At 70.8% G+C, this 22,882-nt stretch carries 20 protein-coding genes; 7 read left to right on the forward strand and 13 right to left on the reverse strand.

What is annotated here, in order from left to right; genetic code table 11:
* The first annotated feature begins 6 nt into the window (after positions 1-6).
* A complete protein-coding gene (locus GPZ80_RS14670; RefSeq protein WP_187220898.1) occupies positions 7-690 on the forward strand; it encodes a TIGR03089 family protein in 684 nt (227 codons plus the stop codon).
* Positions 691-705: 15 nt separating this feature from the next.
* Here GPZ80_RS14670 and GPZ80_RS14675 read toward each other — a convergent pair whose 3' ends face one another.
* On the reverse strand, positions 706-1,941 hold the full coding sequence (locus GPZ80_RS14675) for an MFS transporter (protein ID WP_187220899.1): 1,236 nt from the start codon (positions 1,939-1,941) through the stop codon (positions 706-708).
* A 44-nt stretch (positions 1,942-1,985) separates the two neighbouring features.
* Here GPZ80_RS14675 and GPZ80_RS14680 point away from each other — a divergent pair, with 44 nt between their 5' ends.
* Together GPZ80_RS14680 and GPZ80_RS14685 are read left to right on the forward strand one after the other, a co-directional pair.
* Positions 1,986-2,858: a winged helix-turn-helix transcriptional regulator gene (locus GPZ80_RS14680; protein WP_187220900.1), complete on the forward strand. Its 873-nt coding sequence runs from the start codon at positions 1,986-1,988 to the stop codon at positions 2,856-2,858.
* 34 nt (positions 2,859-2,892) lie between these two features.
* Positions 2,893-3,705, forward strand: coding sequence for an SDR family NAD(P)-dependent oxidoreductase (locus GPZ80_RS14685; RefSeq protein WP_187220901.1), 813 nt, complete (start codon positions 2,893-2,895; stop codon positions 3,703-3,705).
* On the opposite strand, the gene GPZ80_RS14690 is transcribed toward GPZ80_RS14685, so the two are convergent.
* The 3 genes from GPZ80_RS14690 to GPZ80_RS14700 form a co-directional block, all read right to left on the reverse strand.
* The gene (locus tag GPZ80_RS14690) at positions 3,694-5,688 is read right to left on the reverse strand and encodes a molybdopterin-dependent oxidoreductase (RefSeq protein ID WP_312880327.1); all 1,995 of its coding nucleotides are present in this window, start codon (positions 5,686-5,688) and stop codon (positions 3,694-3,696) included. The genes GPZ80_RS14685 and GPZ80_RS14690 overlap by 12 nt on opposite strands.
* Before the next feature lie 120 nt (positions 5,689-5,808).
* Positions 5,809-6,324: a DinB family protein gene (locus GPZ80_RS14695; RefSeq protein ID WP_187220903.1), complete on the reverse strand. Its 516-nt coding sequence runs from the start codon at positions 6,322-6,324 to the stop codon at positions 5,809-5,811.
* A 371-nt stretch (positions 6,325-6,695) separates the two neighbouring features.
* Positions 6,696-7,856 carry an acyl-CoA dehydrogenase family protein gene (locus tag GPZ80_RS14700; protein ID WP_187220904.1) on the reverse strand — a complete coding sequence of 387 codons (1,161 nt, stop codon included), beginning with the start codon at positions 7,854-7,856 and terminating at the stop codon, positions 6,696-6,698.
* Positions 7,857-7,974: 118 nt separating this feature from the next.
* Here GPZ80_RS14700 and GPZ80_RS14705 point away from each other — a divergent pair, with 118 nt between their 5' ends.
* Positions 7,975-9,693 carry an acyl-CoA dehydrogenase family protein gene (locus tag GPZ80_RS14705; RefSeq protein ID WP_187220905.1) on the forward strand — a complete coding sequence of 573 codons (1,719 nt, stop codon included), beginning with the start codon at positions 7,975-7,977 and terminating at the stop codon, positions 9,691-9,693.
* A 41-nt stretch (positions 9,694-9,734) separates the two neighbouring features.
* Here GPZ80_RS14705 and GPZ80_RS14710 read toward each other — a convergent pair whose 3' ends face one another.
* The 5 genes from GPZ80_RS14710 to GPZ80_RS14730 form a co-directional block, all read right to left on the reverse strand.
* On the reverse strand, positions 9,735-10,310 hold the full coding sequence (locus GPZ80_RS14710; RefSeq protein WP_312880328.1) for a Uma2 family endonuclease: 576 nt from the start codon (positions 10,308-10,310) through the stop codon (positions 9,735-9,737).
* Between the two features lie 61 nt (positions 10,311-10,371).
* Positions 10,372-10,839 (reverse strand): 5-(carboxyamino)imidazole ribonucleotide mutase, encoded by a 468-nt coding sequence (gene purE, locus GPZ80_RS14715; RefSeq protein ID WP_187221009.1) that lies wholly within the window; start codon positions 10,837-10,839, stop codon positions 10,372-10,374.
* Between the two features lie 38 nt (positions 10,840-10,877).
* On the reverse strand, positions 10,878-12,050 hold the full coding sequence (locus GPZ80_RS14720) for a 5-(carboxyamino)imidazole ribonucleotide synthase (protein WP_187220906.1): 1,173 nt from the start codon (positions 12,048-12,050) through the stop codon (positions 10,878-10,880).
* Between the two features lie 11 nt (positions 12,051-12,061).
* The gene (locus GPZ80_RS14725; RefSeq protein WP_312880329.1) at positions 12,062-13,261 is read right to left on the reverse strand and encodes a glycosyltransferase 87 family protein; all 1,200 of its coding nucleotides are present in this window, start codon (positions 13,259-13,261) and stop codon (positions 12,062-12,064) included.
* Between the two features lie 89 nt (positions 13,262-13,350).
* The gene (locus tag GPZ80_RS14730; RefSeq protein WP_187220907.1) at positions 13,351-14,187 is read right to left on the reverse strand and encodes a GGDEF domain-containing protein; all 837 of its coding nucleotides are present in this window, start codon (positions 14,185-14,187) and stop codon (positions 13,351-13,353) included.
* A 176-nt stretch (positions 14,188-14,363) separates the two neighbouring features.
* Between GPZ80_RS14730 and GPZ80_RS33380 the strand changes: the two genes are divergently transcribed.
* Both GPZ80_RS33380 and GPZ80_RS14740 read left to right on the forward strand, forming a co-directional pair.
* Complete coding sequence (locus GPZ80_RS33380; protein WP_187220908.1) at positions 14,364-16,583, forward strand: sigma-70 family RNA polymerase sigma factor; 2,220 nt, start codon at positions 14,364-14,366, stop codon at positions 16,581-16,583.
* A gap of 52 nt (positions 16,584-16,635) precedes the next feature.
* A complete protein-coding gene (locus GPZ80_RS14740; protein ID WP_187220909.1) occupies positions 16,636-17,196 on the forward strand; it encodes a GtrA family protein in 561 nt (186 codons plus the stop codon).
* A 133-nt stretch (positions 17,197-17,329) separates the two neighbouring features.
* Here GPZ80_RS14740 and GPZ80_RS14745 read toward each other — a convergent pair whose 3' ends face one another.
* Together GPZ80_RS14745 and GPZ80_RS14750 are read right to left on the reverse strand one after the other, a co-directional pair.
* A complete protein-coding gene (locus tag GPZ80_RS14745) occupies positions 17,330-18,619 on the reverse strand; it encodes an ATP-binding protein (protein ID WP_187220910.1) in 1,290 nt (429 codons plus the stop codon).
* A 2-nt stretch (positions 18,620-18,621) separates the two neighbouring features.
* Positions 18,622-19,296, reverse strand: coding sequence for a response regulator transcription factor (locus tag GPZ80_RS14750; protein ID WP_187220911.1), 675 nt, complete (start codon positions 19,294-19,296; stop codon positions 18,622-18,624).
* Positions 19,297-19,329: 33 nt separating this feature from the next.
* Here GPZ80_RS14750 and hisN point away from each other — a divergent pair, with 33 nt between their 5' ends.
* Positions 19,330-20,124 carry a histidinol-phosphatase gene (hisN, locus tag GPZ80_RS14755; RefSeq protein WP_376771678.1) on the forward strand — a complete coding sequence of 265 codons (795 nt, stop codon included), beginning with the start codon at positions 19,330-19,332 and terminating at the stop codon, positions 20,122-20,124.
* Here the strand turns inward: hisN and GPZ80_RS14760 are convergent.
* Together GPZ80_RS14760 and GPZ80_RS33710 are read right to left on the reverse strand one after the other, a co-directional pair.
* Positions 20,041-20,343, reverse strand: coding sequence for a hypothetical protein (locus GPZ80_RS14760; protein ID WP_187220912.1), 303 nt, complete (start codon positions 20,341-20,343; stop codon positions 20,041-20,043). The two genes, hisN and GPZ80_RS14760, sit on opposite strands and share 84 nt — an antisense overlap.
* The gene (locus tag GPZ80_RS33710; protein WP_187220913.1) at positions 20,340-22,874 is read right to left on the reverse strand and encodes a glycohydrolase toxin TNT-related protein; all 2,535 of its coding nucleotides are present in this window, start codon (positions 22,872-22,874) and stop codon (positions 20,340-20,342) included. The genes GPZ80_RS14760 and GPZ80_RS33710 overlap by 4 nt, the downstream gene beginning before the upstream one ends.
* Positions 22,875-22,882: the final 8 nt, after the last annotated feature.

The raw sequence follows: 22,882 nt of genomic DNA on the forward strand, positions 1-22,882 counted from the left end.
TTTCCTGTGAGCCTGACCGACCTCCTCCTGCGTCCGCTGCGTGCGGCCTCGGCGAAACCGCTGATCACCCACTACGACGACACCGTCGGCAGCCGGGTCGAGCTGTCCGTCGCGACGGTGACGAACTGGGCGGCGAAGACGGCGAACTGGCTGGTCGAGGAGCACGACGTCGAGCCGGGCACGCCGGTGTCGGTGCGGCTGCCCGCGCACTGGCAGACCGCGGGCATCCTGCTGGGCGCGTGGTGGTGCGGCGCGCACATCACCGACGAGGACCCGGTGGTCACGTTCGTGGCGCCCGGCGAGGCGGGGGCAGGCGTGGTCGCGGCGGTGTCGCTGGACCCGATGGGACGCGACCTGGGCGGGTCCACCGACGGGGTGACCGACTTCGTCGGCGAGGCCCGGATGTTCGGCGACGACTACTTCGGGTCCAGTGTGGACGGCTCGACGCCTGCCCTGCTGGGGTCCACTGTGGACGAGGTGCTGGCCGCGGCGCGGCTGCTCGGCGCCGAATACGGTGCGGGGGCCCGGGTTCTGTGCACGCGGGAGTGGGCGATGCCCGATGGGCTGCTCGCGGCGCTGGTCGCACCGCTGGCGGTGGGCGGCTCGATCGTCCAGGTCAGCAACGCCGACCCGGCCCGTCTCGACGCCCACCGCGCAGCGGAGCGCACCACCGTCGACCTGTTCGCCTGACACACCCCTCGCGTATCAAACAGGAACCGGATCCTCGGCCAGCTCGCGCAGGTGACGAACCCTGCTGAACCACAGCAACACCGGATCCACCAGGGTCATTCCGCAGAACACGATCAGGGCGGTGCGCGTGTCCGCCAGGGTGGCGACCACGCCGCCCGCGAGCGCGCCGACCGGGATGGCGCCCCACGAGACGAACCGCACGGTCGCGATGACCCTGGACAGCAGCTCAGGCGGGCTCGCGACCTGCCGGTGCGTCCGCGCGCCGATGCTGAAGACCACAGTTCCGGCACCGAACCCGATGTTGCCCAGCGCGAAGAGCACCATCCCCCAGACGCCCGTGCCCAGCGGCATCAGCAGGGCGAGCGCGGCGCCGCCCGCGGACCCAACAATGATCGCCTTGGCGCTGCCCAACCGGCCGATCAGCCACGGCGCGAGCGCCGCGCCGAGCAGGCTGCCGACGCCATCCGCGGCGATGAGCAGGCCGACGAGCACCGGTGAGGCGAACAGGTCCCGGACCAGGAACACCGGGATGAGTGCCATGAACGCGCCATTGGCGAAGTTGCTCGTGGTCGCGGCGAACATGCACGGCCGCATGACCGGATGTCCGACCACGAACCGCCAGCCCTCGCGGATCATCGCGGCCATGCCCGGCCGGTCCTCGACCCGGGGAGCGCTCGCCTTGGGCAGGCCCCGCAGCAGGACGGCGGAGGTCAGGAAGCTGACCGCGTCGATGATCAGGGTGGGCACGGCGCCCACGAGTTGGACGACGACGCCCGCGAGGCTGGGTCCGCCGAGGCTGGTGACCGAGTGCGTGCCGGAGACCAGGCTGTTGCGGGCGGTCAGCTCGTCGCGGCTGACGATCTGCGGCAGGAACGTCATGTTGCCGACATCGAAGAGCACGTTCGCCAGGCTGATCACCAGCGCGGTCACGATGAGGTGGGCCAGGGTCAGCCGGTCCAGCCACCACGCCACCGGGATCGAGCCGATCGCCACGGCCCGAATGAGATCCATCGCCACCTGCGTCTCGCGCAGCGGCAGGCGCTGGACGATCACTCCCGAGGGCAGGCCGATCAGCAGCCACGCCAGATAGGAGGCGGCCGTGATGAGGCTGACCTCGAACGCCGACGCGCCCATGGTGCTCACCGCGACCAGGGGCAGCGCCACGGTCGTCACAGCCGTCCCCGTGTTGCTGATCGTCATGGCCGACCAATATCGCCAGAACACCGCCACCCCCAGTAAGTGAGTTCCCATTCGGAACGCACTATAGTGGTGGCAGCATCCGCGAAGCGAGGAGCATGAAGCACACCGAACTCTCCGACGCCGACTGCGCGATCGCCCAGGCGCTCAGCGTGGTGGGCGACTGGTGGACGCTGCTCGTCGTGCGCGACATCGCGGGCGGCATCACCCGGTTCGACGCCTTGCAGCGCGAACTCGCGGTCAGCCGCAAGACGCTCACCGAGCGACTCAAAGCGTTGGTGGAGCACGGAGTAGTCGAGCGACGGCAGTACTCCCAACACCCGCCGCGGTTCGAATACCACCTGTCCGACGCCGGCCGCGGGCTGCTGCCGGTGCTGATCGCGTTGCAGGACTGGGGAACCCGTCACGTCACCGGCGATGGCTCGCTCACCGCCACCACCACGCCGACTTCGACGGAGGCCGCTCGGGTACACGGCCTGGTGGGCCGCAGGATTCCGACGCTGACGCTGACGTCAGACCGCGGCGAACCGATGAAGCCTGTCGACGGGCGCTGGACGGTCCTGTACTGCTTCCCCGGCGCCTTCGCCCCTGGCGGGCAGGGCTATCCGCCGGGCTGGACCGACATCCCCGGGGCGGCCGGGTGCACCCTTGAATCGACGACGTATCGCGACCGGTTCACCGACTTCGACCGACTCGGCGCCGCGGTCCACGGCGTGAGCACCCAGCGGCCGGACCAGCTGCGGGCGTTCGCCGAACACGTCGACCTGCCGTTCACCCTGCTCTCGGACGAAGACCTGGCACTGGCCGCGGGCCTGCGGCTGCCCACGTTCCGGGCCGCGGGGGTCGACCGGCTCAAGCGGGCGACGCTCGTCGTCGACCCGGAGCGAACCGTGCGGGCGGTCCAGTTTCCGGTGGTCGACCCGGCGGCATCGGTCGACGAGACCCTTGCCCAGCTAACTTACTTCAAGTAAGTTACTCGAAAGTCAACAACTTCGGGAGGCGTCGGTGAGGTCGTTCGCGGGCAAGGTCGCAGTGGTCACCGGCGCGGGCTCCGGCATCGGCCGGGCGCTCGTCGTCGCCCTGGTCGCCGAGGGCGCCAAGGTGGCCGCCTCCGACATCGACGTGGCCGGGCTGGCGGAGACCGCGACCCTGGCGGGCGGCGAGGTCCGCACGTACAAACTCGACGTCGCCGACCGGGACGCCATCTACGCCCACGCCGAGCAGGTCGCCGCCGACTTCGGCAAGGTCGACCTGGTCATCAACAACGCGGGCGTGGCGCTGCAGGGCACGGTCGCGCAGATGACCGACGAGGACATGGCATGGATCATGGACGTCGACTTCTGGGGCGTCGCCCACGGTTCGCGCGCCTTCCTGCCGCACCTGGTCGCCTCGCGCGGGCACCTGGTGAACATCTCCAGCGTGTTCGGGCTGATCGGGGTGCCGACGCAGAGCGCGTACAACGCGGCGAAGTTCGCGGTGCGCGGCTTCACCGAGGCGCTGCGGCAGGAAATGCAGATCGAGGGGACCAAGGTCGGGGTGTCGTGTGTGCACCCGGGCGGGATCAAGACCAACATCGCCCGCAACGGCCGGGTGTCCAACCCGGACGACGCCGCCGCGTTCGTGAAGGCGCTGGACAAGGTCGCCATGACGTCCCCGGAGAGCGCCGCCCGCACGATCCTCAACGGCGTCAAGCGCGACCGGGCCCGCATCCTCATCGGCGCGGACGCCTACGCGATCGACGCGCTGCCGCGGATCTTCGGATCGTTCTACCAGCCGCTCGTGCGGATCGCGTCGAGCCGGTTGAACTCAGGCCGCTGACACGGTGACGGGAACGCCGTTGAGCACGGCGTTCCCGCTCACGTCGAGCACGGCCGGGTCGGTCAGGTCGTTGGCGCTGACCTCCGCGTAACCGTGCGGCAGGCTGACGACGCCGGGCATGATGTCCTCCGTCGCGGCGACCGTGGCCGTGACTTCGCCCGCGGCGGACCGCACTCTGACCGAATCGCCGTCGCCTAGACCGTGCCCCTTCAGGTCGTCGGGGTGCATGAGCAGGTGGCTGCGGGCCTTGCCTTTGGTCAGGCGGGGGATGTCGTTCATCCACGAGTTGTTGGCCCGCAGGTGTCGGCGTCCGATCAGCAGCAGCCCTTGCGGCGCGGTCATTTTCCCGACTTCGCGGGCGGCGTCGGCGAGGAACTTCGGGGCTATGTCGAGCTTGTCCAAGCCGCGCGGGGTGAGTGGTCCCAGGTCCAGGCCGTGCGGGTGCTTCTTCAGTGTCCGCAGGGATAGTTTGCGGGATCCGGTGCGCAGCAACAGATCCACGATCCGGGTCGGCGAGAGCCGCAGCAGCTGCGCCTTGAACCACTTGTCCCGGAACCGCTTCGCGTAGCGCAGGCCAAGTTCGCGGAAGATCTCCCAGTCGTGCCGGGCGCCCGCGGGCTTGGGGAACAGCGCCGGGGAGAACTTGGCCGTGTTGCGGACGGCGAGGGCATGGAAGACCAGGTCGTAGTGGTCGCGTTCCAGTGCGGTGGTCGGAGGGAGGATCACGTCGGCGTGCTTGGTGGTCTCGTTGATCTTCGGATCGACGGCGACCATGAAGTCGAGGGTGGACAAGGCTTTGTCGAGCTTCCCGCCGTCCGGAGTGGACAGAACGGGGTTGCCCGCGGACACCACCATGGCCCGTATCCCACCGATCTCCTCGGCGAGCGCGGCCACCGGCAGCTCACCCGCGAACTCCGAGAGACCCCTCACCGAGCTTCGCCACCGGTCCCGCCCGCCTGCGCTCGTGATCCGCAGCAAATCCACCGCGGGCTTGGTGAACATCGCGCCTCCGGGCCGGTCAAGGTTGCCGGTGATGACGTTGAGGACCTGGATCGCCCACTGGCACACCGCGCCGTGGGCCTGCGTCGAGACACCCGTCCGGCCGTAGGCGACCGCGGTGTCCGCGGCCGCGAATTCCTGGGCGAGCGCACGGATTCCTGTGACACCGGTGACGGATTCGGCCCACTCCACCGTGATCGGCTCGACGATCTCCCGCACCTCGTCGTAGCCCTCCACCTTCTCCAGGACGACTCCCACCATCGCCAACAGCAGCGCCGCGTCGGTGCCCGGCCGGATGAAGTGGTGCGTGTCGGCGATCTTCGCCGTCTCCGTGCGCCTGGGGTCGACCACGACCATCCGCCCACCCCGCTCCCGCAACTCCGCCCGACGCCGGGCGAAGTCGGGGACGGTCATGATGCTTCCGTTGGACACCATCGGATTCGCGCCGATGACCAGGAAGAAGTCGGTGCGGTCGATGTCCGGGATGGGAATCAGGAACTGATGCCCGAACATCAGCGACGCGACCAACTGGTGCGGCAACTGATCGACCGAGGTGGCGGAGAAACGGTTGCGGGTGCGGAGGAGAGACAGGAACGTCGTGCCGTGAGTCAGCGCACCAAGGCTGTGGACCGTCGGATTCCCAAGATAAACCCCGACGGCGTTGCGCCCGTGCTCATTCCTGATGGCGGCCAGCCGCTCGACAACCAGATCGAACGCCTCGTCCCACGAGATTTCTTCCCACCCGTCGGCGGTCTTCCGCACGGGGGTGCGCAGCCGCTCACCTTCGTGGAGGTCTTGGAGGGCAACGCCTTTGGGACAGATATGTCCACGGGAAAGCGGGTCGAGCCGGTCGCCCTTGATCGAGAGCACCCGCCCGGAGTCCACTTGGAACTCCAGACCACAGAGCGCCTCACAAAGCGTGCAACTCCCAAACCTGGTCTCCGCCACACCCCCAGTCTCGCCCCCCGCCCACCCCCAGTCCACCCCCGCACCGGCGAGTCGCCCCCTCCCAGCAACTGAGTCGCCCCTTCCGGCAACCGCGTTCGACATTCGCGCGTTCCGAACGTGCGACACACGTGCCCGATGGGGCGACTCGTGGGTGGGTCAGCCCATGCTCTTCTGGCCGTCGAGGGCTTCCCGGATGATGTCCGCGTGCCCGGCGTGCTGCGACGTCTCCGCGAGGATGTGCAACAACACCCGCCGCGCCGACCACCGAGCCCCCTTCTCGAACCACGGCGCCTCGGGCAGCGGGTGGTCGACATCGAGATCGGGCAGCGAGGCGACGATCTCGTCGGTCTTGCGGGCCACCTCCTGGTACCGGGCAAGCGCCCCGGCCAGCGTCTCCCCCTCCACCAACCGGTGCCCGTTCGCCCAGTCCTCGTTCCCGCCTGCCATCGCGGCGGGCCCCTCGACGATGAACCGCGCCCAGCTCTCCTCGACGTCGGCGACGTGCTTGATCAGCCCACCGAGCGTCAGCTCACTCACCGTGGTGCGCAGCTTGGCCTGCTCCTCGGTGATGTTCTGCACGGTGAAGAGGAGGAATCCCCGGTGCTTGCCCAGGGTCTGCAGCAGGTCCGCGCGCTCGCCGGTCAGGGTCGGGGTGGTCTGAGCGATGGTCATCTCGTTGGCCTTCCTCGTTGTCTGTTACTGAAAACGATAGAAGACCTTCCGGACAGCTTCGGTCCTAAAGAACAGACTTATTCGAACCAGTACGCGGATTCCAGCGCGGGCTCGGTGACCTTGAGGTCGATCGTCGGGCTCACAGCCACAGCACCCCACGGCCCGCGCCCACCGCACCTGCGCCCGAAGCTCGGCGACGTCGGGAAAGTCCGGCGACAACATCGCCCGGAGGGCAGCCCGCCCAACGGCGGTCAGCAGTTGATCCACCTGCGGCGGTTAAGTGCGACCAGGCTCCGAGCACACCTGATTTCCACGGACCTGCGTCAGCCCCGGCCCGAAGAGTCCCGGCCGGGGCTGACGAGAGTCCGCTTTTAGCCCTTGAGCAGCTGTCGGGCCATGACCATGCGCTGGATCTGGTTGGTGCCCTCATAGATCTGGGTGATCTTCGCGTCGCGCATCATGCGTTCCACGGGGAAGTCGCGGGTGTAGCCGGCACCGCCGAACAACTGCACTGCGTCGGTCGTGACCGACATGGCGGTGTCCGAGGCGAAGGTCTTGGCGGCGCTTGAGGCGAACGAGGCGTCTGGTTCGCCGCGTTCGACCTTCGCCGCCGCGGCGTAGACCAGGTGGCGGGAGGCTTCGATCTTCATCGCCATGTCGGCGATCATGAACTGGACGCCCTGGAATTCGGCGATGGCCTTGCCGAACTGCTTGCGGTCACGCACGTAGGCGATCGACGCGTCGAGTGCGCCCTGGGCGATGCCGAGGGCCTGGGCGCCGATGGAGTGGCGGGTGTGGTCGAGGGTCTTGAACGCGAGCTTGAGGCCCTGGCCCGGGTCGCCGATGATCCGGTTCTCCGGGATGGCGCAGTCCTCGAAGTAGATCTCGCGGGTGGGCGAGCCCTTGATACCGAGCTTGCGCTCCTTCGGCCCCACCACGAAGCCCGGGTCGTCCTTGTGGACCATGAACGCGGAGATGCCGTTGGCCGGACGGTCGGCGTTCGGGTCGGTCACGGCCATGACCGTGTACCAGCTGGACTCGCCCGCGTTGGTGATCCAGCACTTCGTGCCGTTGAGGACCCAGTGGTCGCCATCGAGCCTGCCGCGGGTGCGCATCGACGCGGTGTCCGACCCGGCCTCGCGCTCCGACAGCGCGTAGGAGGCCATCTCGCCCGCGGCGATCGAGGGGAGGACGAGCTTCTTGAGCTCCTCGGACCCACCCAGGATCAGGTTCATCGTGCCGAGCTTGTTGACCGCCGGGATCAGCGACGAGGACGCGCACACCCGGGCGACTTCCTCGATCACGATGTTCGTGGCGATCGAGTCCGCGCCCTGGCCGTCGTAGGCCTCGGGGATGTGCGGGGCCGCGAAGCCCGCCTTGGTCAGCGCCTTCTGCGCCTCGACCGGGTAGCGCTCGTTCTCGTCGACGTCGGCCGCGTGCGGCGCGATCTCCTTCTCCGCCAGGTCGCGAACGGCCTCGCGCAGCGCGTTGTGCTCGTCGCCGAGCTGGTAGAGACCGAAGCCCGCGTCCACGTCTTACCTCCAGGAAATCGTTGAGTCCACGAATGATGTTAGTACGCGTTTACTTGGATGTCCTTGTGTCTTGCCGCACCGCTTCCCAACAAAGTTACCACCGGGTAACTTGACCCCTATGACAAGTCTGCTGTTCAACCCCTCGGACTATGACCCGCGACACTTCGACGCGGAGACCCGCAGGCTGCTGCGCGCGACTATCGACTGGTTCGAGCAGCGCGGCAAGCGGACGCTCGTCGAGAAGTTCCACGCGAAAGAGTTCCACGCGGACTTCCTGGAGTTCGCCGCCAAGGAGAACCTCTTCGCGACGCTGCTGACCCCGGCGGCCGACGCCAAGGGCGACCCGGACAAGCGCTGGGACACCGCCCGGGTGGCCGCGCTGTCGGAGATCCTGGGCTTCTACGGGCTGTCCTACTGGTACCCGTGGCAGGTGACCATCCTCGGGCTCGGCCCGGTCTGGCAGAGCGCGAACCCGGCCGCCCGCGAGCGCGCCGCGAAGCTGCTCGCCGACGGTGGGGTGTGCGCCTTCGGCCTGTCCGAGAAGGACCATGGCGCGGACATCTACGCCACCGACATGGTCCTCACCCCGGACGGCCAGGGCGGCTACCGCGCCACCGGCGGCAAGTACTACATCGGCAACGGCAACGTCGCGGGCGTGGTCTCGGTGTTCGGCCGCATCGAGGGCGTCGAGGGCCCTGACGGCTACGTGTTCTTCGTGGCTGACAGCAGGCACGAGAACTACCACCTGGTGAAGAACGTCGTGCCGTCGCAGATCTTCGTCTCCGAGTTCCGGCTCGAGGACTACCCGGTGACCGCCGACGACATCCTGCACACCGGCCCGGCCGCGTTCGACGCCGCGCTGAACACGGTCAACGTCGGCAAGTTCAACCTGTGCTTCGGCGGTATCGGCATCGCCGAGCACGCGTTCTACGAGGCCATCACGCACGCGCACAACCGGATCCTCTACGGCCACCCGGTGACGGACTTCCCGCACGTCAAGGCCCAGTTCGTCGACGCGTACGCGCGCCTGGTCGCCTCGAAGCTGTTCTGCGACCGCGCGGTCGACTACTTCCGCTCGGCGAACCCGGACGACCGCCGCTACCTGCTGTTCAACCCGGTCACCAAGATGAAGGCGACGACCGAGGCGGAGAAGATCATCGCGCTGCTGACCGAGGTGGTCGCGGCCAAGAGCTTCGAGGCCGACAGCTACCTGACGGTCGCCGCGACCGATATCCGCGGCCTGCCGAAGCTCGAGGGCACCGTCGCGGTGAACCTGGCGCTGATCTTGAAGTTCATGCCGAACTACCTGTTCGCGCCCACCGAGTACCCGCCGGTGCCGACCCGCCAGGACGCCGCGGATGACGAGTTCCTGTTCCGCCAGGGCCCGGCCCGCGGCCTGGGCAAGGTCCAGTTCCACGATTGGCGCGAGGCGTACCGGACGTTCGTGCACGTGCCCAACGTCGAGCGGTTCGCCCTGCAGGCCGAGGGCCTGGCCGAGTTGCTGATGACCGCGCCGCCGTCGGCCGAGCAGCAGAAGGACCTGGACTTCTTGCTGACGCTGGGCGAACTGTTCACGCTGGTCGTCTACGGGCAGCTGATCCTGGAGCAGGCAGAGCTGACCGGGGTGGACCCGCTGGTGCTCGACCAGATCTTCGACACCTTCGTGCGCGACTTCTCCGGCTACGCCGTGGCCCTGCACGGCAAGCCGTCGACGACGCTGCCGCAGCAGCAGTGGGCGGTCGGCCAGATCCGCAAGCCGGTCGTGGACGCCGAGCGCTTCGCGCACGTGTGGTCGCAGGTGGAGAACCTGTCCGGCGCGTACGAGATGCGGCCGTAGCTCGAGCGGTGGCCCCACGCACCAGGCGGCGGGGCCACCGCTCAGGTCAGGTCTGCGAGGTCTACGGAAAGGTCGAAGGGATCGGTGACCAGCAGCGTGCCGGTATCCACACCCGCGACCGCGTAGGTTCTCGTCGTCGGATCGAGCCGATACCGGAAGACGGTCAGCTTCTTCTCGTCCATCTCGGCGCTCTCGATCCGCCAGAAATACGGGATCTCAGAGGCAGCGTACTCGGCGGGCTTGTCGGTCTGGTCGGTCGTGATCGATCCCGGCGACATGATCTCGACGACCAGGAGGCAGTGCTGGGGACGCAGCACCGCATCGTCTGGGAGCATTCCGTCATAGACGACGATGTCGGGTCGTCGGTTCAACAGTGGAACATCGCGCAATCGGAGATCGACGTCAGTGTCGACAGCGAAACGCCGGCCGCAAACCTCCTCCAGAGCGTTCGCCAGGCGGCGTGCGGCTCGCTGGTGCGGGCGACGTGGGGCGGCGTTCACGACGATGGCTCCGTCGATGACCTCGATACGGCGACAGACCTCTTCTGGCAGCGCCTCGTAGTCCGCCGCGCTCAGCCCCTCGGGGCGTAAGACCATCCAGTCAGGCAGCGCCGTCACGTCGACCTCCTCCCGCGTCGTCACAACAAGGGTAGCCGGTCCCAATCACACGACGCACGACTCAGAGCGATGCGCGCAGGGCGGCATCCTTCTCCAGAACCAGCTTCTCCAGGTCGGCCTGGAACGTCGCGACCCGCTCCCGCAAGGCCGGGTCGGCCGCCGCGAGGATGCGCACAGCCAGCAGGCCCGCGTTGCGCGCGCCCGCGACCGAGACCGTCGCGACTGGAATGCCCGCGGGCATCTGCACGATGGAGAGCAGCGAGTCCATGCCGTCGAGGTACTTCAGCGGCACCGGCACGCCGATGACCGGCAGGACCGTCGCGGAGGCGACCATCCCCGGCAGGTGGGCCGCGCCGCCCGCGCCGGCGATGATCGTGCGCAGGCCGCGCTCGGCGGCGGAGTTGGCGTAGTCGAGCATCCGCTGCGGGGTGCGGTGCGCGGAGACCACGCTGACCTCGTAGGGCACGTCGAACTCGGCGAGCGCCTCGGCGGCGAGCTTCATCACCGGCCAGTCCGAGTCGCTGCCCATGATGACGCCGACCAAGGGGGTGGAAGACACATTCACTCCTAGTGGATCTCGTACCCGTCAAGCCATTCGCCGTGCGAGAGCCAGTGGGCGGCCAGGTTGGCGCGCGTGCGCACGTCCGCCATGGCCTCGCCGAGCATCGTCACGTGGCCGATCTTGCGACCGGGACGCTCCTGCTTGCCGTAGTAGTGCACGTGCGCGTCGCGGTATCGCGCGAAGAGGTGATGCAGGCGTTCGTCGGCGCCCATGGCCGGGGCCTGCGGCGCGCCCAGGACGTTCACCATGACGACGGCGGGCGCGAGGGGATCGGTGTCGCCCAGGGGGTAGTCGAGGACGGCGCGCAGGTGCTGCTCGAACTGCGACGTCCGGGCGCCCTCGATGGTCCAGTGCCCCGAATTGTGCGGGCGCATCGCCAACTCGTTGACGACGATCCCGCCGTCGGTCTCGAACAGTTCGACCGCCAGTACGCCGACCACGTCGAGCTCGGTGGCGACCCGTAGCGCGAGGTCCTGCGCGGCGATCGCGTCGGCCTCGGACAGGTCGGGGGCGGGGGCGAGCACCTCGACGCAGATGCCGTCGACCTGGACGGTCTCGACCAGCGGCCAGCAGGCGCCCTGGCCGAACGGCGAGCGGGCGACGAGCGCGGCCAGCTCGCGGCGCAGGACGACCCGCTCCTCGACCAGCAGCGGGGTGCCCGCGGCCAGCAGGTCGGGGACGAGCGCGGCGGCGTCGGCATCGGAGTCGAGCATCCAGACGCCGCGGCCGTCGTAGCCGCCGCGGGCGGCCTTGAGGACGCACGGGGTGCCGAACTTGACCACGTCCTCGACCGAGGTGACCTCGGCGAACGCGGGAATCGGCAGGCCCAGCTCGGCGAGCTTGTGCCGCATGACGAGCTTGTCCTGGGCGTGCACGAGCGCGTCCGGGCCGGGCCGCACGGTGACGCCGTCGGCGATCAGGGCGCGCAGGTGCTCGGTCGGCACGTGCTCGTGGTCGAAGGTGAGCACGTCACAGCCCTGGGCGAAGCCGCGCAGGGCGTCGAGGTCGGTGTGGTGGCCGAGCGTGACGTTGGGCGAGACCAGGGGGGCGGGCTCGTCCGCGGAGACCGCCAGGACATGCAGCGACTGGCCGAGGGCGACGGCCGCCTGATGAGTCATCCGGGCCAGCTGTCCGCCGCCCACCATCCCGACGACGGGAAAACCGGTACGTGAGTCCACGACCGAGAACCCTAACGCCGCGCCTGTCTGATCAGGACAATCGCCCCCGCCACGAGCGGGACCAGCAGGTAGGCGCTGCCGACGACGTACTCCAGCGGGTTCCAGTCGAACTCGACCGCCTTGCCGTTGCGCATGGCCAGCAGGACGCAGCTGGCGAAGACCGCCACGACCGAGCCCACGCCCGCCGCCTCACGCCACGTGGGCGCGCGGTCGGGCAGCCGGGAGAGCAGGAACACGACGAGCGGCACCACCCAGACCCAGTGGTGCGACCACGACACCGGGCTCACCAGCAGCCCGAGGAACGCGGTTACCAGCAGCGCGGGCAGCGCCCGGTTCTGAGTGTGCAGCCTGCGCACCCACATCAGGCACGGGATGGCCAGCAGCGCGCCGATCGGCAGGGCGACCCGCAGCGTCCAGTCGGCGTTGTCGGTCAGCCGCAGCAGCAGGCCGTTGATCGACTGGTTGCCCGCCCAGTAGATCGGCCCGATGCGCTGCGGGTCGCGCACGGCGTGGCCCCAGAACTGGAAGACGTCATGCGGGACGAGGACGAACATCAAGCCCTGCAACACGAAGAAGGTCACGACCGCGCGGACGGCGTCGGCTTTGCGGCCGATCGCGAGCAGGTGCGGCACGAAGATCAGTGGGGTCAGCTTGATCGCGGCGGCCACTCCGATCAGGACGCCGCCGAACCGGGTGCTCTTGGCGCCCACCAGCAGGACGTCGACCACGACCAGGGCCATGAGGACGAGATTGATCTGACCGAGGAACACCGTGCGCCACACCGGTTCGATGCCCAGCAGGACGATCCCGAGCACGGCGGTGGTCCGGGCCGGGTCCATCCACTGTGGACGGCTGGGCAGCGCCTCGACGGAGAGCTTGATGACCCACGCCATCCCGATGATGGACACCGCGCCGAGCACCCCCCAGGCGACCTGGGTGGGCACCAGTGCCAACGGCACGAACATGAGCGTCGCGGTCGGCGGGTAGGTGAAGGGCAACCGCGCCCACGACGGCTCGTCACTGAGGAAGGGCAGGTCATAGAGCGGCTCGCCGTGCAGCAGGGCGACGGCGCCGGACCGGTAGACCGCGTTGTCGACACCGAGATGCCAGCCGAGCAGCCACCCCACGACGCCCGCAACCACACACACCATGGGGAAGATCGACACCGCTGCGGCTGATCGCGGCCGGACGTCCAAGACAGAGGCGGTCACGCGCGAGAGCAAATCATGGAGCCGATCAAGACTCGCGCACCGCTCCCCCAGGATGAGATCAGCACCACCAGCCCCGGTGCCGAGAGTCGTCAGGCGCGGCGGACGGCGTGGACCAGGGATTGGGCGGCTTCCTCCGCGCACGGCAGGCGTTCGACGCGGACCTCTGCCCGGCGGGCGCCGCGTAGGTCCGGGTCCACCGCCAGGCGGTCGGCTATCCGCATGCGGGCCTCGAAGGTCCGTTTGGGCAGTGCCGCGTCACGTTCGGCGAGGACCACGGCTACCGACGGGCCGATCACGGCCAAGGTCTCGCCGCCGTCGAAGACCGAGCGCAGGACGTCGCCGACCAGGATCATCGCCATCAGCCTCGGCCAGCCCGCGACCTCGGTCAGGTCCAGGGTGACCACGAGCAGCACGTACCGGTCGGCCGGGTGGAAGCCCTTGCGCCTGCCGAGCCGGTACAGCTCGCCCAGCCGGATCCGCAGGTACTCCTCGGTGGCCAGCCCGGTCAGCGACTCGCCCGGCTCGACGCCGCGCAGGTCGCCGAGGGTGGCGTCGGCCCATGCGACCGCCACGGCGCGCAGCAGCCTGCTCGGGGTGGCGTCCGGGTCGGGGGCGACCAGACCGCCGACCTCGGCCGGATTGGTCACCACGGCGTGCAGGGCGGCCAGGTCGGTGAGGGTCTCCTCGAGACCGGCCCCGGAGCGGGCGCGGGCCCTGCCCAGTTCGGCGAGGGCGCCCGCGAGTTCCGCCTCGGTCACGACGCTGGCGCAGACCTCGTCCACCTCCGGCACTCCCCAGTCGTTCGGGAACCGCCAGCCCGCGGCGAGGCTGGCCGTGCGCCAACGCGCCCGCAGGACCCTGAGCTGGCGGTCCGTACCGTCCGCGTCGCCACGGTGCCACCGTGAACCCGCTTCTCGTACCGACACGCTGAGAGTCCCTTCTTCGGTGGTCCACGAAAGAAACGCCACCGACAGCGTTCCGTGACGCCATTCCGGAGAATCGGGTGGCCCTCCCCCGCGTGAGTGAGGAGGTGACGGTTCCTTACTCATCCGTCACACTTGGTCGCGATGCTGTTTGCGCGCAGTGCGAATTAGGGAGGACCGTGTCGACCGTCCCGGCTGAACTCGACGGCCCGAGCGATGCCGAACTGATCGATTCGGTCCGTGCGGGGACCGTGTCGGCCTACGGCCCGCTCTATGAGCGGCACGTCGGCGCGGCGCGCAACCTCGCCCGTCAGCTGGCCCGGTCCTCCGCGGAGGCCGACGACCTCGTCTCCGAGGCGTTCGCCAAAGTCCTCGACACGCTGCGCCAGGGCCGCGGGCCCGACTCGGCCTTCCGCGCCTACCTGCTCACCGCGCTGCGCCACACCGCCTATGACAAGACCCGGCGCGACAAGAAGGTCGAGCTGTCCGACGACGTCAGCCAGGTCAGCGGGGTCAACCCGGACGCGGTGAGCGTCCCGTTCACCGACACCGCGGTCGCGGGCCTCGAACGCAGCCTCGCCGCGCAGGCGTTCTCGATGCTGCCCGAGCGCTGGCAGGCCGTGCTGTGGCACACCGAGATCGAAGGCCAGTCCCCCGCCCAGGTCGCCCCACTGCTCGGCCTCACCGCCAACGGCGTCTCCGCGCTCGCCTACCGCGCCCGCGAGGGCCTGCGCCAGGCCTACCTGCAGGTCCACCTCGCCGAGACCACCGCCGACCGCTGCCGCTCCACCGCCGACCGGCTCGGCTCCTGGGTGCGCGGCGGGCTGTCCAAGCGGGAGACCGCGCAGGTCGAAGCCCACCTCGACGAGTGCGAGCGCTGCCGCACACTGGCCGCCGAACTGTCCGACATCAACACCGGCCTGCGCGTCAGCGTCGCCCCGCTGGTGCTGGGTCTGGGCGCCACGGCGGGCTACCTGGCCGCCGCCAAGGCCGCCGCCGGATCCGCTGCCCTCGCGACCGCCGGTGTCGCCACCGCGAGCGCGGGCGCCGGAGCCGCGGGGGCCGCCGCGAGCGCGCCCCGGCAGTTCCTCGGTGTCGCCGCCTCCGGTGTGGCCCTGGCCGCCGCCGTCGCGGTCGGGCTGGCGTCCTCGCCGTCGGGCCAGCAGATCCCGGCGGCCGCGCCCGCGCCCACCACCCAGGCCCCGCCGCCCGCACCGCCCGCGCCACCCGCCACCCAGGCGCCCGCCCCTCCCGCGCAGGTCCCGCCGCCCGCACCGGTGCCGGAGCGGGTGCCCGAGCAGGCGGTACCGCCGCCCGAGCCGACACCGACGGCGACCCCGGCCCCGGCCGACCTGTCCGCCGAGGGACCCGCGCAGGCGCTCTCGCTGGTGCCCGGCGGCGACCCGGTCGACCTGCCGATCACTGTGCGCAACACCGGCGGCAGTGTGTCGAAGCCGATCAGCGCGACCCTGAACCTGCCGCCCGGCGTCCGCGCGATCTCCGGCCCGAACAAGCTGACCCACAACGCCCTGCTGCGCTTCGACGCGCCTCGACAGTCCGCCCAGCGCAGCGACTCCGTGCGCTGCCCGGGCGGCACCGGGTCGGTCACCTGCGGGACAGCCGAGGGGCTCAACCCGGGCGACTCGGTCACGCTGGTGTTCCGCCTGGTCGCCGATTCCGGCGCCACCGGCGGACAGATCACCGGCACGGTCAGCGCCGGGCAGCAGCTCACCGTCTCCGTGTCCGTCCCGGTGGTGGTCAAGGAGCCCGCGACGACCGACGGCGTCGACGTGCGTGCCCACGCGACGGCCGACGGCTGGTTCTCCCAGCTGTGGCCGTGGGAGCGGGAAGTGCTGCTCAAGGTCCGGGTGGTCAACACCGGCACGAGCACCAAGGCGGTCTCGCTCGGCGTGGACGAGGGCGGGCACCTGATCACGTCGACCCGGCCGGTCCAGTGCGCGGAGACGCCGTCGCAACTGGACTGCGCGACCGAGCCACTGGCGCCGAACCAGGGTGTCAACGTGGTGTTCCGACTCGGTCGCGGCCACGACCACCCGCACGACGGCAAGGCGCGCAGGATCACCGTCACCGCCGTCCTGGGCACCGCGACCGACCAGGACACGGTCCGGATCCCCTGGAGCCACGGCCCGGGCTGGCCCGGCCACAACTCGGCCACGGCGACCAACACCAAGCCGACGTCCGACGCGGTCGAGCCGACGAAGCACCCCGTGCCGACCAGGACGACGAGTCCCGCTCCGACGCCGACGCCACCCGCGGTGGTGGTCCCGACCCCGACGCCGGAGCCCCCGCCGTCGACCGAGCCGGGCACCATGCCGACCCCCAACTGCGTCGGCGGCGACCACCGACCGAAGCGCTGGGATGTGCCCTGCCCGAGCTGACCTGGCCCGGACCGCCGGACGCGCTGAACCCGAGGCTCCGTAGACTGCCGGGGTGACCGTCGTCGAGTCCGTGCTGGCCCGCGTTCCGGGGCCGCTGCGCAAGGTGCTGATAAAGCACCGCGAGATGCTCAAGTTCGCGATTGTCGGCGGCACGACGTTCGTCATCGACAACGTGATCTGGTACGTCCTGAAGTTCACGGTGCTCGAGGACAAGCCGATCACCGCGAAGGCGATCGCGGTGATCGTCGCGACGATCGTGTCCTACATCCTCAACCGCGAGTGGTCCTTCCGCACCCGCGGCGGCCGGGAGACCCACCACGAGGCCGCGCTGTTCTTCCTGATCAGCGGCGGTGGCGTGGCGATCAACCTGATCCCGCCCTACATCTCGCGCTACGTGCTTGATCTGGAGACCCCGCACGTCAGCCTGCTCGTGCAGGAGATCGCGGACTTCGCCAGCGGGTCGATTCTCGGCATGCTGCTGGCGATGTTCTTCCGGTTCTGGGGCTTCCGGAAGTGGGTCTTCCCCGATGAGCTGGGCGCGCGCGAAGGCACGCGCGTCTACGACGAGGACGAGCCCGACACCGAGTCCGAGGAAGCCCTGGGCCACTCGTGAGCTGTTCGGCCTCCCCGGAATTTTCTGTTCGGGTCACCACCGCGCTATAGGTGCGGATCGTCGGTGACCGTGCTCAGCCGTCGTCACGGTGCCCCTTAGGTGCAGGCAAGTCGTCGCAAGGTTTCGACTGCGGCTACCTGGGCGCCCCGTCTGTGGACCAGCGGACTCCCCGCACGTCGCCCGCCTTCGGGACGGGCAGGAACACCGTGAACGTCGCCGGGCGCGCGGTGGACAGCTCCAGCCTGCCGCCGTCGGAGTCGACCAGCGCCCGTGCGAGCGCCAGCCCCAGGCCGGTGGAGCCCGCCCCGGACACGCCCCGGTCGAAGATGTGCGGCGCCAACTCCTGCGGCACCCCGGCGCCCGCGTCCGTCACCTCCACCACGACCGTGTCCGCCCGGGTGAGGTCGCCGTTGCGGGCCGACAGGGTCACCGTGCCGCCGCCGTGGCGCAGCGCGTTGTCGAGCAGCACGCCGATCGCCTCGCGCAGCCGGGCGGGGGTGGCCTTGGCGAGCAACCCCCCGGGCAGCCGCAGGCGCAGCGACCGGCCCTGGGAGCGCAGCGGGCCGCGCCACTCGTCGGCGATGGCGGCGAGTTCGGTCGACAGGTCGATCGGCTCGGCGTCGACCGCGCGGGCCTCACGCGCGGCGGCGAGCAGTTCGTCGAGGACACCCGCCAGGCGCTCGGCCTGTTCCAGGGCCGCCCCGGCCTCGGCGGCGGTCTCCGCGTCCGGGGCCGCGGCCAGGGCTTCGAGCCGCAGCTGCAGCGCGGTGAGCCTGCTGCGCAGCTGGTGGGACACATCACTGACCAGGTCGCGTTCGCGCTGCACGAGCAGGGCGAGCGCGGTCGCCGAGGTGTCGAGGGCTTCCGCGACCAGGTCGAGTTCCTGCAGGTCGTAACGGGTCGGGTCGAGCCGGAAGTCGCCCGCGCCGAGGCGGGTGGCGCGCTGCGCGACGTGCCGCAGCGGGCGGGCGAGCCTGCGCGCCGTCGCCGTCGCCACCACCGTGCCGATGCCGACCGTGAGCGCCACGACCAGGGCCACGAGGATGGCCACCTGGGTCTGCCTGGTCCGCATCGGACTGGCGTCGACGGAGAGCCGGACCTGGCCCTGGCCGACGATCGGCACGACCTCCGAGACGGTGTCCGGCGGCAGCATCGGCCCGAGGGTCCATTCCCCCTCACCGGGGAGCACCACCGTCAGCCTGCCGTTGGGCGGCACGGCGAGCTGCACCGTGGTCAGGTCGACGCCCCGGCCGTGCGCGATCTCGTCGTCGAGGGTGGCCGCGATCTGCTGGCCGCGGGCGACGAGGTCCTCCCTGGTCAGCGACTCCACGACCTGCAGGGCCGTGTAGCCGAGCGGGATGCCGAGGACGAACGCGGTGACCAGCACGGCGATGAGGATGGCGCGGAGGATGCGGCGGCGCATGGCTACTCGGCGTTGAACCGGAAGCCGACGCCGCGCACGGTCGCGATCCGCCGCTCCGCCGGGCCGGGGCCGCCCTCGCCGAGCTTTCGGCGCAGCCAGGACATGTGCATGTCGAGCGTCTTGCTGCTTTTCAGCTCAGGGTCGCTCCAGACCTCGATGAGGATCTCGTCGCGGGTCACGACCTTGCCCGCGCGCTGGATCAGCACCCGCAGCAACTCGAACTCCTTGTTGGCCAACGTGATCTCCACACCGTCGACGGTGACCACCCGGGCGGCCAGGTCCATCCGCACCCCGTTGACGTCGATCGCGCCCGGCGCCTGGCGGCGCAGCAGCGCGCGGATCCGGGCGAGCAACTCGGCCAGCCGGAACGGCTTGGCGACGTAGTCGTCGGCGCCCGCGTCGAGCCCGACGACGAAGTCGACCTCGTCGGCGCGGGCGGTCAGCATCAGCACGGGGAGGCTCCGGCCTGCCGCACGCAGCCTGCGGCACACCTCCAGGCCATCGATTCCGGGAAGGCCCAAGTCGAGCACGAGCAGGTCGGGGTGGCTGGTGGAGGCCACCTCGAGCGCTCGGTGTCCGTCGCCCACCACCTCGACCTCATAGCCCTCCCGCTGCAGTGCCCGGGAAAGCGGGTCGGCGATGGAGGCATCGTCCTCGGCCAGCAGCACCACGCTCACGGGGCTCAGCGTAGGCGTGACACGATCGGAGCTGTGTCAAGCGACCTCACCTTCGCCCTGCGGCTGGCCGACGCGGCCGACGCGATCACCCGTTCGCGCTTCCGGGCCACCGATCTGGTGGTCGAGCGCAAGCCCGACCGAACCCCCGTGACCGACGCCGACACCGCCGTCGAGGACGCGGTGCGCGCGTTGCTCGCGGAGGAGTTCCCCACCGACACGGTCGCGGGCGAGGAACGCGGCGGCACCGTCGGCGCGGGCCGGGCGTGGGTCCTCGACCCGATCGACGGCACCAAGAACTTCCTGCGCGGCGTGCCCGTGTGGGCGACCCTGATCGCGCTGGTCGAGGACGGCTCGCCGACCGTTGGTGTCGTCAGCGCGCCCGCTCTGGGCAGGCGCTGGTGGGCCGCGCGCGGCGAGGGCGCCTGGATGTCCACCGACGGGGTCCCGCGGCGCATCGGCGTGTCCCGCGTGCGCGACCTGGAAGACGCCTACCTGTCGACCACGGACCTCGGGTCATGGACCAAGTACCACTCGCGGGAGCGCTATCTCGCGCTCCTCGACGCCTGCTGGGAGAGCCGCGCGTTCGGCGACTTCTACCAGCACTGCCTGGTCGCCGAGGGCGCCATCGACATCGCGGCCGAGTGCATCGTCAACCCCTGGGACGTCGCACCGATGCAGGTGCTGATCGAGGAAGCGGGCGGCCGGTTCACCGACCTGAGCGGCGTGGCGACGTTCGACGGCGGGTCAGCCCTGTCGACGAACGGCCTCGTCCACGACGCCGCGCTCGGCCTGCTCAAGCACGCCGACGACACCGCGCACGACCTGTGACCAGGTGAGCCTGCCGAACAGGTAGTGGCAGGCGACGGTCTCGCTGGTGAAGCGGGCCCAGTCGTAGCGGTTGCCCTGCTCGCGCCAGAACACCTCCCACCCGTCGCCGTCGCTGTCGCGCAGCAGACACCAGGTGTTGTCGGCTTCGACGCCGACCGAGACGATCCCCTTGGGGATGCCCACGGCGCGCAGCAGCTCGGTGATCGACTCGGCGTTCACTGTTGGTCTCCGTGGGTCGTGTCGGCCAGGTAGCCCAGGGCGAGCAGGTCCGCCGCCGACTGGGTCGCGCGATACCGCTCCCCGCCTCCCGACTGCCCGAACCAGGGCGCCGACACCGAGCGCCAAACCGGGATCGGGCGCAGCACCCGGTAGCGGCGATAGCCGGCTTCCAGGTGGGCGGGTGGCAGTGAGCGGGCGCCGAACCTGGTGGCGGCGGCGGAGAAGACCCGGCCCTCGGGGGTGCCGAATCGGTCGAGCTCCGTGCCCTCGGCGAGGACTTCGGGCTCGCCTTCGGCGCTCCCGCCTTCGGGGTAGAGCTCGCCGGGCGGCCACGCGTACTCGACGGGGTGGGCGTCGCGGACGAGGAAGCGCCGGTCCCAGTCCCGCTCGTGCTCGCCGCCGAGCGGGTCGTACCCCTCGGTCAGCTCGGCGGGCGCGGGCGCGCCGTCCGACGGCGCCGCCGGTTGGCGGGTGGTGAGGTCGATCAGGCGGGACTCGGGGTGGTCGTCGGCTTCGAACCGCAGGCCCGCGGCGTAGTCCAGTTCGGCGGGCGGGGCCGGGAGCTGGCGCGCGGGGTGGCTTGTGGCTTTCGGGAGGTGGCCGATGGGGAACATGTGGACCAGGAACAGGGCCAGTGAGCCGGTGGAGACCGGCGGCTCCTGATCGTGCTGGTCGGGTGCGGGCACGTCGACCGCCGCGACCGCGAACCCGGCGGGCCGCGACACGCCGGGCTGCTGGGCGGGACCCGCACCCTGCCGCGACGGGGAGTCCGGCGCGCCCGGGTGACCGGCGCCGAGCCGAGACTGGATGTCCTGCGCGCCGCCCGGCTGACCCGATCCCGACCGCGACTGGGTGTCAGCCGCGCCCGCGTGCGGTTGCCGCGACTGGGTGTCCTGGTGGTCGCCGGGTTGCTGCCGGTTGGCCTGCTGGGCTCCGGGCGCACCGTCGATGGGAGGCCTGCCCGCGGACTGGCCCCCGCTGTACTGGTTGGGGGCGAAGCCGAGCATCGCGGCGGAGCCCGCCGCCTCCTCCGCCTGCCTGCCCGATCCTTCCGACCGGACCGGCATCCCCGGGCCGCCACCCGGCTTGCCACGCTGGTCGGGGACAGGCACCGCGGTGCTCTCGCGTCCCGGTCCGGGCTGCGGCTGGCGACCGCCACCGGCCGCCGGAGCGCCACCGACGGCACCGCCGCCGAGCACACCGCCGCCCACCGGCCCGCCCGCGAGTCCACCCGCGACCGCGCCGGGACCCGCGGGCGCGGCGCCCGCAAGCCCACCGCCACCGGGCACACCGCCCACACCTGGGGCGGCGGGCTGGCCGGACTGCGGCTGCGCGCCCGCCGAGGGTGCCGGGGCGTCGAGGACGGCGGCGGAGGCGGCCTGGACGGAGTCGTTCGCGACGGCCGGGAAACCGGTCGGCGGGGTGGGCGCGTCGGCGATGGCGTCCATCGGGAGGCGGATCGGACCGGTGCCCGCGTTGGCGTCGCCGTAGAAGTCGACCACGTTCGCCGGGTCCGCGGTCTCGGCGACCGCACTGGTCGCGCCGTCCGCCGCCTGCATGAGGCCGGGGGCCATCCCGAGCGCTGCCTCCGAGACGCCGTGGGTCGCGCCCGCGACAGCGCCGGTCACGCCACCCACTGCCTCGGTCACGCCACCCACCGTCTGGTTCACACCACCGACAGCCGTGTCGGCCACGCCCGCGACAGCGCCGGTCACGCCACCCACGGTCTGGTTCACGCCACCGACAGCCGTGTTGGCCACGCCCGCGACAGCGCCGGTCACACCGTGCGCTGTCTGGGCCAGTCCCTCCACCGCGCCACCGGCGGTCCCGACGACGCCCGCCGAGAGTCCGGTGGCAGCGTGGCCCACTGCCTGGGTGAGACCCGAAGTCGTGTTCACGGCGGTGTCGACAAGGGCGCCGGTCGTGCCGATCACCGTCTGCCCGAGCCCGTCCACGACCCCGCCGAGCAGCGAGGCGCCGTGCGCGCCGGGGTTCGCGTTGACCACGTCCCGGACGGCCGACACGTCCTGCCCCGAACTCGGCTGGACCGCGCTGATCAGGGTTTCGGTGATGGCGGCGACGTTGACCGCCGTCCCCCGGATCGCCGTGTCCAAGCCCAGCAGCGCGGTCGGGTTCCCGGCCGCGGCGGCCTGGTTCGCGGCGTCGCTGTTCTTGGCCAGGGCCACCAGGTCGCGGACGATCTCGACCTTCGCCGCGCCCACCTGCTCGGCGGCGTGCTCGAGGCGGTCGGCCGCGCTGACGCAGTCGCGGGCGGTGCCGGTCAGGTAGCCGGTGTCGGGTGCCACGAACCGGGTCCAGTGGTTCGCCGCGGCCGTGCCGGTCTCGCCCTCGACGGCCGACAGGGTGGTCCGCGCGACGGTGTCGGCGTCGCCGGTCAGGGTGGACATCTGGGTGCCCGCGTCCCGCCAGGCCTGGGCGGCTTCGCGCATGGCGTCCTCGTCGGCCTGCGGCCAGGTGACGCCCGCCGCGGTGGCGACGTCGGCGAGTTCGGGGGGCAGTTGGATTCCCACGTGTCCCC

This window comes from Actinokineospora xionganensis (genome assembly GCF_014323725.1).
GTDB classification, from domain to species: Bacteria; Actinomycetota; Actinomycetes; order Mycobacteriales; family Pseudonocardiaceae; genus Actinokineospora; species Actinokineospora xionganensis.

Coding starts and splice junctions, on each gene's coding strand:
- GPZ80_RS14675 (WP_187220899.1), bottom strand. CDS start 1,941: ATGGGAACTCACTTACTGGGGGTGGCGGTGTTCTGGCGATATTGGTCG.
- GPZ80_RS14680 (WP_187220900.1), top strand. CDS start 1,986: ATGAAGCACACCGAACTCTCCGACGCCGACTGCGCGATCGCCCAGGCG.
- GPZ80_RS14745 (WP_187220910.1), bottom strand. CDS start 18,619: ATGCGCCGCCGCATCCTCCGCGCCATCCTCATCGCCGTGCTGGTCACC.
- GPZ80_RS14695 (WP_187220903.1), bottom strand. CDS start 6,324: ATGACCATCGCTCAGACCACCCCGACCCTGACCGGCGAGCGCGCGGAC.
- GPZ80_RS14705 (WP_187220905.1), top strand. CDS start 7,975: ATGACAAGTCTGCTGTTCAACCCCTCGGACTATGACCCGCGACACTTC.
- purE (WP_187221009.1), bottom strand. CDS start 10,839: ATGGGCAGCGACTCGGACTGGCCGGTGATGAAGCTCGCCGCCGAGGCG.